At 73.8% G+C, this 12,922-nt stretch carries 7 protein-coding genes; 6 read left to right on the top strand and 1 reads right to left on the bottom strand.

Going from position 1 to position 12,922, the window contains the following annotated elements:
* The 6 genes from ACZ6AQ_RS15235 to ACZ6AQ_RS15210 all read left to right on the top strand — a co-directional run.
* A partial coding sequence (locus tag ACZ6AQ_RS15235; protein ID WP_468760228.1) for a polymorphic toxin-type HINT domain-containing protein occupies window positions 1-4,386 on the top strand: 4,386 nt, incomplete at its 5' end.
* A gap of 61 nt (window positions 4,387-4,447) precedes the next feature.
* Entirely contained in the window at window positions 4,448-4,978 is a 531-nt protein-coding gene (locus ACZ6AQ_RS15230) for a hypothetical protein (RefSeq protein WP_468760227.1), read from the top strand.
* Window positions 4,979-5,370: 392 nt separating this feature from the next.
* Window positions 5,371-5,670: a hypothetical protein gene (locus ACZ6AQ_RS15225; protein WP_468760226.1), complete on the top strand. Its 300-nt coding sequence runs from the start codon at window positions 5,371-5,373 to the stop codon at window positions 5,668-5,670.
* A gap of 525 nt (window positions 5,671-6,195) precedes the next feature.
* Window positions 6,196-8,340: a HEAT repeat domain-containing protein gene (locus ACZ6AQ_RS15220; RefSeq protein ID WP_468760225.1), complete on the top strand. Its 2,145-nt coding sequence runs from the start codon at window positions 6,196-6,198 to the stop codon at window positions 8,338-8,340.
* A 278-nt stretch (window positions 8,341-8,618) separates the two neighbouring features.
* On the top strand, window positions 8,619-9,998 hold the full coding sequence (locus ACZ6AQ_RS15215) for an FtsW/RodA/SpoVE family cell cycle protein (RefSeq protein ID WP_468760224.1): 1,380 nt from the start codon (window positions 8,619-8,621) through the stop codon (window positions 9,996-9,998).
* Between the two features lie 43 nt (window positions 9,999-10,041).
* Window positions 10,042-11,523 (top strand): penicillin-binding transpeptidase domain-containing protein, encoded by a 1,482-nt coding sequence (locus ACZ6AQ_RS15210; protein ID WP_468760223.1) that lies wholly within the window; start codon window positions 10,042-10,044, stop codon window positions 11,521-11,523.
* Window positions 11,524-11,611: 88 nt separating this feature from the next.
* On the opposite strand, the gene ACZ6AQ_RS15205 is transcribed toward ACZ6AQ_RS15210, so the two are convergent.
* Entirely contained in the window at window positions 11,612-12,718 is a 1,107-nt protein-coding gene (locus ACZ6AQ_RS15205) for a ferritin-like domain-containing protein (RefSeq protein ID WP_468760222.1), read from the bottom strand.
* Window positions 12,719-12,922: the final 204 nt, after the last annotated feature.

The following is a 12,922-nucleotide window of genomic DNA, read 5'->3' as shown; positions in this document are numbered from 1 at the left end:
AACGCGCCGCTGGTCTGGAACGCGACCGACACCGTCAACCCCGACGGCACCGTCCAGATCAAGGCCGACTTCACCGGTGCGAACAGCGCCACCGGCAGCACCCAGCCCCTCTCCGTCGTCGTCGACCGCAGCGCCTCCGGCGCCGCCACGGACGAGATCGGCCCGGGTTCGCTGAACCTGCTCACCGGTGACTACAGCCTGTCCGCCACCGACACCACGCACTTCGACCTGTCCGTGTCCCGCACCGCGTCCTCCCGCAAGCCGGACGCCGGGGCGCAGCAGACCGGTCAGGCGGCCATCTTCGGCAAGGAGTGGGTGTCCGGCACCGCCGCCGAGGCCACCGACTCCGACTACTCGCACCTGCGGAGGATCTCTGACACGGCCGTGGCCGTGGTGGACCTGGAGGGCGAGGAGACCTCCTTCACCGCGAACGCGGCGAGGAACGGCTGGATACCGGAGCCCGGCTCGGAGGAGCTGACGCTCACGGGCAGCGTGAGCGGTTCCTTCACCCTCTCCGACACCGAGGGCACGGTCACCGAGTTCACCAGGCCGGACCCGGCCGCGACGACCTGGCAGGTCTCCAGCGCGCTGCTGAACGGCATGGCGCAGACCACGACGACCGTCGTCTCCGAGACCGTGAACGTCGCAGGCAAGACGCTGGCCCGCCCCAAGCGGGTCATCGCGCCGACGTCGGCCGCGTCCGCCGCGACCTGCACGGCCACGCCCGCCACCAAGGGCTGTCGCGCGCTGGAGTTCGTGTACGCGACGGCCACCACCGCGACCGCCTCGGCGCTCGGCGACTTCACCGGACAGGTGAAGGAGATCCGCCTGTGGTCGACCGAGCCGGGTGCCGCCGCGGCGACCTCCAAGGCCGTGCAGACCTACCGGTACGACGACGCGGGACGGCTCATCGAGACGTGGAACCCGCTGATCAGCCCCGCGCTGAAGACGCAGTACGCCTACGACTCCGCGGGCCGCGTCACCCAGGTCACCCCGGCCGGCCAGCTGCCGTGGACGTTCACCTACGGCAGGGCGGGTTCCGGCAACGCGGCCGGTGACGGCATGCTGCTCAAGGCGTCGCGGCCCGCGCTGCGACAGGGCACCCTCGACGTGGTCGAGGGGACGGCCGCCACCAACGTCGTCTACGACGTGCCGCTGACCGGCACCGCCGCCCCGTACAAGATGGGCGCCGCCGACGTGAAGGCGTGGGGCCAGACGGACGCGCCGACCGACGCGACCGCCGTGTTCCCCGCCGACGCCGTCCCGGCGTCGAACGCCGGCGATGCCCTGACGGCCGCCTCCTACGAGCGCGCGGACGTCACCTACATGGGCGCCTCGGGCCGCGCGGTGAACGCCGCCACGCCCGGCGGGCACATCACCACCACCGAGTACGACCGCTTCGGCAACACCGTCCGTGAACTGACGGCGGCCAACCGGGCCGTGGCGCTCGGCACGACCGCCACGGACCGTGCCATGCAGGCGGAGCTGGGCATCGCCTCCCTGGCCCCGTCCGAGCGCGCCGACCTGCTCGCCACCAAGTCCGTCCACAACGCCGACGGCACCCGCGAGCTGGAGGAGCTGGGCCCGCTGCGGCGCGTCGACCTCACCGCGGACCTGAAGTCGGGCACGACCACCCTGGTCGCGGCCGACACCTCGGTCATGGCCCGCTCCTGGACCGTCAACGAGTACGACACGGGCCGTCCCACCGACGGAACCGCCACGGTCAAGGACCAGGTCACCCGGGTCACCACCGGCGCCCAGGTGCGCGAGCACCCCACCGTCCACGCTGAGAAGCGCGTGGCCGAGACCCAGTACGACTGGGTCAGGGGCCTTCCGACGAAGTCCGTCCAGGACCCGGCCGGACTGGCCGTCACGACCACGACCGAGTACGACGCCCAGGGCCGCGTCACCAAGACGTACAACACGGGCAGCACGGGGGCCGACGCGGGCACCGTGGTGACCACCTACTGGTCGGCCACCGGCACCGGTGCCTGCAACGGCCGCCCGGAGTGGGCCGACCTGGTGTGCTCCACCGGTCCCGGGGGCGCGGTCACCGGCGGCGGCTCCAACCCGGCGCAGCTGCCGACCACCACCACCCAGTACGACTGGTGGGGCAACGCCACGGTCGGCACCGACACCGCGAACGGCGTCACGCGGACCACGACCACCACGTACGACGCGGCGGGCCGCACCGTCACGGTGAAGATCGGCGGCGGCAGCGGTCAGGCCGTCCCGGAGACCACCACCGAGTACGACCCGGCCACCGGACAGGAGATCCGCACGACGTCGCCCACCGGCGGCACCCTCACGCGGGTCTACGACAAGCTCGGCCGGCTCGCCTCGTACACGGACGCCGACGGCGGCAGGACCACGACCGAGTACGACCTGCTGGACCGTCCGGTCAAGGTCGGCGACACCGTCCCGTCCACGGTCACCTTCGCCTACGACCACACCGCCGAACCGCGCGGCCTGGCCACGAAGGCGACGGACTCGATCGCCGGAGTCTTCCAGGCGACGTACGACGCGGACGGCTCGGTCGCCACGGAGAAACTGCCCGGCGGATACACCCTCACCCAGACCGAGGACACCACCGGCGTCCCGGTCGGGCGCACCTACACCCGTGACAGCGACGGCACCGTGGTCATGTCCGACACGGTCACCGAGTCCGCGCAGGGACAGACGACCAGCCACGCCGGCTGGTCGGACCAGACCTACCGTTACGACGCCGTCGGCCGTCTCGTCCAGGTCGACGACACGGTGGAGTCGGTCTGCACCCGGCGCACCTACGGGTTCGACAAGCACGCCAACCGCACGTCCCTGACCACGGCCGCCGCGGCGCCCGGTCTGGACTGCCCCACCACCGGAGGGACCGCGAAGACCTCGACGTTCGACAGCGCCGACCGCATCACCGACGCGGGCTACGCCTACGACGCGTTCGGCCGCACCACCGCCCTGCCGGGCGGCGTGGGCGTCGGCTACTACGCCAACGACCTCGCCCACCAGCAGACCGCCGGCACCAAGCGGCAGACGTGGACCCTCGACGCCGCGCTGCGCTTCCGCGGCTGGACGGTGGAGACCAACAGCGGCGGCACCTGGTCGCCGACCGAGAACAAGCTCAACCACTACGACGGTGACAACGACAACCCGCGCTGGATCGTCGAGAACACCGCCACCGGCGCCCTGACCCGCAACGTGGACGCCCTCTCCGGGAACCTCGGCGCGGTCACCAGCGCCACCGGCGACACGGTGCTCCAGTTCACCGACATCCACGGTGACGTGGCGCTCCAGCTCCCGCTCGCCGTGGACGAGGCGCCGATCGTCCTGGACACCGACGAGTACGGCAACCCGCGCGACGAGCAGCAGGCCGTGCGCTACGGCTGGCTGGGCGGGAAGCAGCGCTCCAGCGAGACGGTGGCCGGCTACGTCCTCATGGGCGTGCGCCAGTACAACCCCGCCACCGGCCGCTTCCTGTCCACCGACCCCGAGCAGGGCGGCAACGCCAACGCCTACGAGTACTGCTCGGCCGACCCGGTCAACTGCTTCGACCTGGACGGCAAGTGGGGCTGGAAGAAGTTCTTCAAGAAGGCCAAGCGCTGGGCCTGGCGCAACAAGTGGGACATCGCGATCACCGCGGCCGGATTCATCCCCGGTCTCGGCGCCGCCGCCTGGGGCTACCGCGCCTACCGCGGTTACCGGGCCCTGCGGGCCGCGCGGACCATCGCCCGGAGCTGCCGCCGCAACTCCTTCCTGCCCGAGACGCCGGTCGTCATGGCCGACGGCAGCACCAAGCCGATCAGCCTGGTGAAGGTCGGGGACCTGGTCCGGGCGGTGGACGAGGTCACCGGCGAGACGAAGGTCTCCCCGGTCACCGACGTGATCGTCGGCACCGGCACCAAGGACCTCGTCACGCTGTCCGTGGACGCGGACGGCGACGGCCGGTCGAAGGAGATCACCGCGACCGCCCACCACCCCTTCTTCGTCCAGGGACGCGGATGGGTCGACGCGGTCGGGCTGACCCCGGGCTCGCGCCTGTCGGACCCCGGCGGGAACGCGCCCGAGGTCACGGCCGCCCACCGCTCGCAGGCGGCCCGCACCGTCTTCAACCTGACCGTCGCCGGCTCCCACACCTACTTCGTGGTGGCCGACGGACAGCCGGTCCTCGTCCACAACTGCGCCCGCCGGATTCCCAAGAAGCGGGGCTGGAAGGACCTGCGTACGCCGACGAAGTTCAAGTCGAAGGCGCAGGCGATAGCGGCCGCCCGGCGCGACGCCCGTATGGGCGGCCGCTGCCGATACCGTGGAGTCTGCTCCTCCGGCAACCACGTCCACGTGGACTACTTCAACAGGCGCGGGCAGATCTCGCACACCCGCCACTACAACTGGTGACGGCATGACAGGGCCGGAGACCGGCCGGAGGACCGGAAACGAAGGAAACGGTATCGAGCACATGAGCATCTCTGCCGCGCTGAACGAACTCGTGGCCGCCTTGACCGAACACGCCGAGGTGATGTCCGGACAGGACGTCGCGCCCGAAAGGGCCGCCGATGTCATCGAGCGGGTACGGGCCGCCGCGGCGCGCTACTCCGACGAGACCTTCGAGTCCTCGGGTTGGGGGAGTCCGTTCTCCGACCTGTTCGAGGACGAAGAGGACGAGGACGAGGAGGACGAGAACGGGTCTGGTGACGGCCCGGTCCTCGCGCGTGCCGAGCGCGTCAGCGTCACGGGCCGCTGGGACTTCGCCGTGACGGACCGGGAGGCATGGTTCGCGCACGTCACCCAGGAGCTGGACGCCCTCGGTGCCGGCGACTGTGCCGTGGAGCTGAACAGCGCCGCGCAGGCGATGCACGAGCTCCTCACCCACGACGCCCCCTTCCGTGACTACACGCGTCACGGCTTGGCCGACGGCGGCCAGGACTGGGTGATCGAGCAGGTCACCCGGACGCTGTCGGAAACACCGGACGAGGAGCATCGCGACTGATGCGCGCCGGACGTCGACGGCGCCGGAGGACGACGGTGTCGACGTGAGCAGCGGACGGTGAACGTCGGGGCGGCCAAGGTTCCTTGGCCGCCCCGATCCGTGCCGGGGCCCTTTCCGCGCCGGAGGCTCCGGCCCTCCGGATCCGGCGCCCGACCGGGGCCGCGCCGGGGCCGGGCGCTCCGCGTGCCCGCCCGTCGTGGAGCGGGAACGGCCGGCGAGGACAGTCCACTACCGTGGGAACGGCCGGCGAGGACGGTCCACTACCGTGGGAACGGCCGGGGTCGCGGCCGGGCCGTCGCCCGCCGGATCGGCCGACAGGAGTCCTCCCCCGGCGGAGAGGGCAGGAGACGGGGCCGTCCCGCGGCTCCGCGCCGCCGTCGAGGGGAGTGCGCATGGGCGGAATGAGCGCCAGGACCACGATCGGGGACACGGTGATCGCGTACGCGGTCCTGGTCGACGCGAGCAACGACTGCGACGCCGTCGACGACGTGGTGGTGGCCGCCGACAGCTGGAAATCGGCCACCGACCTCATGCGCGCGTGCGGGTACCGGAAGGTTCCCCGGCGTCCCGCCCGCGACACCGTCGACCACGGCGCGGCGGAAGCGGCGTTCGCGATGCCCGGCGTCGTCTTGCGCAAGCGCTTCGGAAGCGACGCGCCGTGGGTCCCGAACTCCCACGGCGGAAAGACCTGACCCCGGGGAACTCCCCGTCGTCCTGGAGCAGTCGGCCCCCCGCCCCGTGAAACCGAACGGCGCCGCGCGGACGACGCGCGGCCCGGCCGACCGCGGTCGGGACCGGCACCCGTCGCCGGCGCGGCCGGGCGGGAGACGGGGCGGCGGGCGGGGAGACCGTCGTTCCGGCCCTCGGCGGACCCGGGCGCGGGCGCGGACGAGAACAGGAGTGCGAGCCCCCGGAGCCGGTTCCCCTCATGGACGACATCGCGCCACGTCTGGGGCGGCCCGGGGTGCTCCCGGCGCCGCCCGCCGGGGTCCGGGACGCGGCGCGGGACGGCGGGGAGGGCGTGCCCGGAGGCGGGAGGAGGCAGCCCCGTACGACCGGGCACCCAGAGCAACGGGCCCGCCCCGCACCGTACATGGCGCAAACAGACCGCAAGGGGGGCCGTGGGCGCGGCGGGTCTCGGAGGTACGGCCTCACCGTCGGTCCCGTGGTGCACACTTGCTGCCTGGTACAGCGCTCACGGGGAAGGCGGCCTGGCAATGCTGACGGGGATCGAGGAGGTCGACTGGGCCTCGCTGGGGCACGCGTACGGCCCCGCGGACGACGTGCCGGAGCTGCTCCGCGGACTCGCCTCCGCCGATCCCGCCGAACGGGAGTCGGCCCTCGACGGCATGTACGGCGCCGTGCACCACCAGGGCGACGTCTACGACTCGACGCTCGCCTGCATCCCCTTCCTCCTCGAACTCGTCGCCGACCCCGGCGTCCAGGACCGGGGCGGCATCGTCGAACTGCTCACCAGCATCGGCGGCATCGAACTCGGTGACGACGACGAGGAGCTGGACCTGCCCGACGAGGCGGGCGACGGGCTCACCCCCGCCGCCAACTACGCGATGGCCGCCGCCGCCGTCGCCGCCGGGGCCGACGTCTTCCTCGGGCTCGTCTCGGACGCCGACCCCGAGGTGCGGCTCGCCGCGCCGTGCGCGCTGGCCTCGCTGCACCCCGAACCCGCCCGGGTGCTGACCCTGCTGCGGGAACGGCTGACGGTCGAGCGGGACACCGAGGTGCGGCTCGCCCTGGTGGCCGCCGTGGGACGGATCGCCCTGCGGCACGCGTCGCTGCGCGCCGAGACCGTCGACTGGCTCGGCTGGCTCGCCCGCGCCGCCCAGGACCCGGGGCTCCGGCTCGCGGCCCTCGCCCAGCGGGCGCGCTGCGCGCCGGCCGAGATCCCCGACGACGTCGTGCCGCGAGTGGCGGGGCTCCTGGAGGAGATCAGGAGCACGGCGGTCCCCGGATCGGGTCCGGACGCCTTCCGGGCCGCCGCCCCGACGCTCATCGGCCAGGTGCGGGAACTGCTCGAGGAGCACGCGGCCGGCCGGCCCGCCCCCTGGACCGAGGAGCTGCTGCGGACGCTGCACGCCGCGCTCGACGACCGCGTGGACGACCGGATCGCGCTGGTCCTGGCCCAGCTGCGCAGCCCCGACTGGGGGCAGCGCTCCGACGCGATCCGGCTGTGCGGCGGGCTGATACGGGTCTGGCGCGGGCGGTACGAGGAGGTCGTCCGGCTCGTGGGCGCCCAGCTCGACGACCCCGAGCCCCGCCTCCGCGAGGCCGCCGTCTCCTTCCTGGAGCGGCTCTTCGAACTGGGCGCGCCCGCCGCCGACGCGCTCGCGGCCCGTCTGGCCCAGGGACCGCCGCCCGGACGCGCGGGGCGGGACGGACGGGACGGGCGGTCCGGGCACCCCGGGTGGGACGGGCGGTCCTGGCAGGACGGGCGGTCCGGGTGGGACGGGGCGCTGCTGGCGCTCGCCCGTGCCGGGGACCCCCGCGCGGTGCCGCCGCTCGCCCGCGCCCTGGAGGAGGGCGAGGTGCGGCGGGAGTTGCTGTACGCCGTGGACGGGCTCGGCCCCTCCGGCACGATGCTCACGCCGCCGCTGCGCCGCCGGCTCGCCGGGATCGAGCTCGACGAGCGGCTGTACGACCGGGCGGTTCCGCTGCTGCACGCCCTGGCGGCCGTACGGGGCGCGCAGGCGCTCCCGGAGGTGCTGCGGGTGCTGCGCGGGGCGCCCGCGGACCGGCGCGACCGGGTGCGGGAGGCGGCCCTGCGCACCCTCGCGGCCTTCGGGCCCGCCGCCCGGGAGGCCGTACCGGAGCTGCGGGAGTTCCTGGACGACGGGTCGGCCGCCGTGGCCGCGGCGGCGGCGCGCGCCCTGTGGGCGGCCGGGGGGGACCCGGCGGAAGTACTGCCGGTCCTGGAGCGGTGGCTGCGGCCGGGTCTGCCGGGCGCGGACTGGTGCGCCGCCGCCCGGGTCCTCGGTGAGATCGGACCGGCGGCGGCTCCGGCGGCCCCGGCCCTGCGGCCGGGCCTGGCCTCGCGCGACCTGTGGGTCCGGGTCCGGGGCGCGGCGGCCCTGTGGCGGGTGTCCGGCGAGACGCGGACGACCCTGCCGGTGCTGCTCGCGGCCTGGGAGGAGAACCGGCACGCGCGCGTGGAGGTCGCGGAGTGCCTGGCGGAGATGGGCCCGGCGGCCTCGGAGGCGCAGCTGGCCGTCCTCACCGAGCTGACGCGGCGGCGCCGTCACAACGCCCGCGAGGGCGCTTCGGGCAGCCACGACATCCACGCGGACGAGAAGCTCCTGACCCTGTGCCGGGCCGCCCTGGCGCGGATGGAGCACGGGACGTACTGAGCGGCCACCGCCCGGCGCGGACCCGCCGCGCGCCACCGCTCGGCGCGGACCCGTCGCCCGACCACGGCGGGCCCGGCACCCGGCGCGTCCCGGAAACCGGACCGCCGGTGACGACGGCCGCCCCGGTGACGGCGACCGCCCCGGTGACGACGGCCGCCCATCAGCCCGGTGACGGCCGTCCACCCCGCCGCCCCGGTGACGGCCGTCCGCGCGCACCCCCGCGCGGCACACCGTCACACAAAAGGGACATACCGCTTACCGCTTGCTACGTTGCGGCCATGACCGCACCGCGAACGGACGCACTCCCGCCCGGGGCGGACGTCCCGAAGCGTCGCGGCGTGGAACTCTCCCTCCTCGTCTGCGCCGTCCTCATCTCCGTCTACGGCTACGCGGCGGTCGGCCTCGCCCGCAGCGGCGCCGTGCCCCCGGACGCCGCCCGCTACGGGGCCGGGCTCGGCCTGCTCGCGCTCGTCGCCCACCTCGCGGTCCGTTTCCGCGCCCCGTACGCCGACCCGCTGCTGCTGCCGATCGCCGTCCTGCTCAACGGCCTCGGCCTGGTCCTGATCTACCGCCTCGACCTGGAGACGCCGGACGACCGGGCGGCGGCGACGCAGCTCGTCTGGTCGACGCTCGGGGTGGCCCTCTTCATCGTGGTCGTGCTGCTCCTGCGCGACCACCGCACGCTCCAGGGGTACGCGTCCGCCTGCGTGGCCGCCGCGCTCGCCCTGATGACCCTGCCGATCTTCTTCCCCGCCGTGAACGGCGCCAGGATCTGGATCAGGGCCGGCGGGCTCTCCTTCCAGCCGGGAGAGTTCGCCAAGATCCTGCTCGCCGTCTTCTTCGCCGCGTACCTCGCCGCCAACCTCGACGCCCTCGCCCACCCGGGGCGCCGCTTCCGCAGGCTGCGGTTCCCGTCGTGGCGGGTGCTCGGGCCGGTCGTGGCGATCTGGCTGCTGAGCGTGGGCGTCCTCGTCCTGGAACGGGACCTGGGCACCTCGCTGCTCTTCTTCGGCCTCTTCGTGATCATGCTGTACGTGGCGACCGGCCGGACCGGCTGGGTCGCGGTCGGCCTGGTGCTCGCCTCCGCCGGGGCCTTCCTCGTCGGCTCCCTCGAACCGCACGTCCACAGCCGGGTGCAGGACTGGCTCGACCCGTTCGCCTCGATCCGGGCGGGCGAGGGTCCGGGGCAGCTCGCGCAGTCGCTGTTCGCCTTCGCCGCCGGGGGGACGTCCGGCACGGGGCTCGGCCTCGGCCACTCCGTGCTCATCGGCTTCGCGGCCAAGTCCGACTTCATCCTGGCCACGGCCGGCGAGGAGCTGGGGTTCGCCGGCCTGACCGCGCTCTTCATCCTGTACGCGCTGCTCGTCGGCCGCGGCTACCGTGCCGGTCTCCGGCTGCGCGACCCCTTCGGGCGGCTGCTCGCGACCGGACTCGCCTCGATCGTGGCGCTCCAGGTCTTCGTGATCGCGGGCGGGGTGACGGGCCTGATCCCGCTGACCGGCATGGCGATGCCGTTCCTGGCGCAGGGGGGTTCGTCGGTGGTGACCAACTGGGTGATCGTGGCGCTCCTCATCCGGGTCAGCGACTCGGCGCGCGCCCCGCGGCCGGGTCCCGCCGGCGCCGCGACGCTCACGCCGGTGAAGGAGGGGGCCGCGTGATCCGGCGGACGGGGAGGGGCCCGGCGGCGGCCGGGGAGGTCCGGTGATCCGGTACATCCGGCGTGCCGCCGGGCTCTGTCTCGTCCTCCTGGCGGCGCTGCTCGTGAACGCGGGCCGCGTGATGGTGGTCGAGGCCGGTTCGCTGGACGACAACCCGGCCAACCGGCGGATCGCGATCGCCCGGTACGCGCAGCCGCGCGGCGAGATCGTCGTGGACGGGAGGCCGGTGACCGGCTCCCGGGACAGCGGCCAGCAACTGCGCTGGGAACGGACCTACCGGCAGGGGCCGTTGTACGCGCCGGTGACCGGCTACGCCTCCCAGACGTACGGCACGACGCTCCTGGAGCACGCCGAGGACGCGGTCCTCGCGGGGACGGACCCGGTGCTGGCGCCGCTGCCGCTCTGGAACGACCTCACCCGGGGGCGGCAGCCCGGCGGCGACGTGATCACCACGATCCGGGGGTCGATGCAGGAGAAGGCGTACCGGGGACTCGCGGGCAGGCGGGGGGCGGTGGTGGCGGTCGAACCGTCCAGCGGCCGGATCCTGACGCTCGTCAGCTCGCCCTCGTACGACCCCGGGGTGCTCTCCGGGACGGGCGGGAAGGTCGGGGAGGCGTGGAAGCGGCTCAACTCCTCGCGGGGCCGGCCGATGCTGAACCGGGCGCTGCGGCAGACGTACCCGCCGGGCTCCGCGTTCAAGATCGTGACGGCGGCGGCGGCCCTGGACGCGGGGGTGGTGCGGGACGTGGACGCGCCGACGGGCATCCCGGACCCGTTCGTGCTGCCGGGTACCCGGCAGGTGCTGCCGAACGAGGCGGAGGGGTGCGGCGGCGCCTCCCTCGCGTATGCCGTGCGGTGGTCGTGCAACACGGTGATGGCCGGGCTCGGGGTGAAGGTGGGCCTGACGGAGATGGTCGACGCGGTGGAGCGGTTCGGCTTCAACGACACGGGGCTCCGGGTCCCGTCGTGGGTGGCGGAGTCCCGCTTCGACCGGGAGATGAGCCCGGACCAGCTGGCCCTGTCGTCGATCGGGCAGTTCGACACGGCGGCGACGCCGCTCCAGATGGCGATGGTGGCGGCGGCGGTCGCCAACGACGGGGAGATCGCCCGCCCGTACCTGGTCGACCGTACGACCACCTCCGGCGGCACGACCGTGGAACGGACCGCCCGCCGCAGCTACCGGCAGGCGATGACCCCCTCGACGGCGCTGCGGCTCCAGGAGTTGATGGTGCGGGCGGTGGAGGAGGGCACGGGGACGAACGCGGCGATCCCGGGGGCCCGGGTCGGCGGCAAGACGGGCACCGCGCAGCACGGCTTCGGCAACACCGGCACCCCGTACGCCTGGTTCATCGCCTGGGCGCAGGGCCCCGGCTCCGCGCGGCCGGCGGTGGCGGTGGCGGTGGTCGTCGAGGACGCGGAGGCCGCCCGTACGGACATCAGCGGGGGCGGGAACGCGGCGCCGATCGCGAGGACGGTGATGGAGGAGGCGCTGCGGCTGGAGGCGGCGGAGCGGCGGGGCGGGTAGGGACGGGGGTTCGAGATGGGGGGTTCGAGACGGGGGGGTCCAGGGCCGGGACCGGGAGTCCGGGACCGGGAGTCCGGGTCCGGGGGGCCTACTCCGCCGCCCCCTCCGCGATCGCGGCCGTCACCTCCGCCGCCCGGGCCCGCTCCTCCGCCGCGAACCGCTCCGCGTCGAGGCGTTCCGCGGCCTCCTCGTCCTGGGTCATCAGCAGGTCCAGGCTGGAGTCGCCGAGGTCGAGGACGCCCATGTCCACGTACGCCTTCTGGAGGCGGGGGCCCCAGAGGCCGATGTCCTTGACGCAGGGGACGATCCGGCTGAAGAGGAGCTTGCGGAAGAGCCGGAGGAACTCGCTGCGCTCGGTCAGCTCCCGGGCCTCCTGGCGCGGGACGCCGAAGTTCTCCAGGACGTCGAGGGGCTTCAGCCGGTCGCGCATGAGGTGGCAGCCCTCGATGACGAACTCCTCGCGCTCGCGCAGTTCGGCGTCCGAGAGCTGCCGGTAGTGATCGCGCAGGGCCATCCGCCCGAAGGCCACGTGCCGGGCCTCGTCCTGCATCACGTACGCGAGGATCTGCTTCGGCAGCGGCTTGTCGGTGGTGTCGCGGATCATGCCGAAGGCGGCGAGGGCGAGCCCTTCGATGAGGACCTGCATGCCGAGGTAGGGCATGTCCCAGCGGGAGTCGCGCAGGGTGTCGTCGAGGAGGCCCTGGAGGTTGTCGTCGATCGGGTAGAGCATGCCGATCTTCTCGTGCAGGAAGCGGCCGTAGATCTCGGCGTGCCGGGCCTCGTCCATGGTCTGGGTGGCCGAGTAGAACTTGGCGTCGAGGTCGGGGGCGGACTCCACGATCCGGGCGGCGCAGATCATCGCGCCCTGTTCGCCGTGGAGGAACTGGCTGAACTGCCAGGAGCAGTAGTGCCGGCGCAGCTCGCCCTTGTCCTTCTCGGTCATCCGCGCCCAGTGACGGGTGCCGTGGAGGTCCAGGACCTCGTCCGGGGTGCCGAGCGGGTCGTACGGGTCGACCTCCAGGTCCCAGTCGATGCGGGTGGCGCCGTCCCACTGCTTGTCCTTGCCCTTCTGGTAGAGGGCGAGGAGGCGGTCGCGGCCGTCGTCGTAGTCCCAGGTGAAGCGGGCGGCGCCGGCGGCGGGCACGTCCCGGACGGCTTCGGCGGGGGCGTTCACATAGAGGTCGTGCGTCGACACCGACGGCTCCTTCTTCCGGCCTTCTTCCGTCCGTTCCCAGCAGGCTCACACGGAGGTGACGGTCCGTCAACAGGTCGCGCACGGGTGTTTGCCGACTGGTGTCACACCTGTTCCGACGTGCGGTTACCCAGGGTAAGGGCGGAGGGTGCGGCGGTTCTCGGCCCGATACGACCGGAACCCGCGCACGGGGCACACCGCCGGACG

It is taken from the genome of Streptomyces sp. NPDC041191 (genome assembly GCF_055591945.1).
Note: the sequence above shows the minus strand (reverse complement) of the source record. Positions and strands in the feature narration are given on the sequence as shown.

What these genes read in the sequence shown, in the direction of transcription:
- ACZ6AQ_RS15220 (WP_468760225.1), top strand. Translation starts at nt 6,196, where the DNA reads ATGCTGACGGGGATCGAGGAGGTCGACTGGGCCTCGCTGGGGCACGCG.
- ACZ6AQ_RS15225 (WP_468760226.1), top strand. Translation starts at nt 5,371, where the DNA reads ATGGGCGGAATGAGCGCCAGGACCACGATCGGGGACACGGTGATCGCG.
- ACZ6AQ_RS15230 (WP_468760227.1), top strand. Translation starts at nt 4,448, where the DNA reads ATGAGCATCTCTGCCGCGCTGAACGAACTCGTGGCCGCCTTGACCGAA.
- ACZ6AQ_RS15215 (WP_468760224.1), top strand. Translation starts at nt 8,619, where the DNA reads ATGACCGCACCGCGAACGGACGCACTCCCGCCCGGGGCGGACGTCCCG.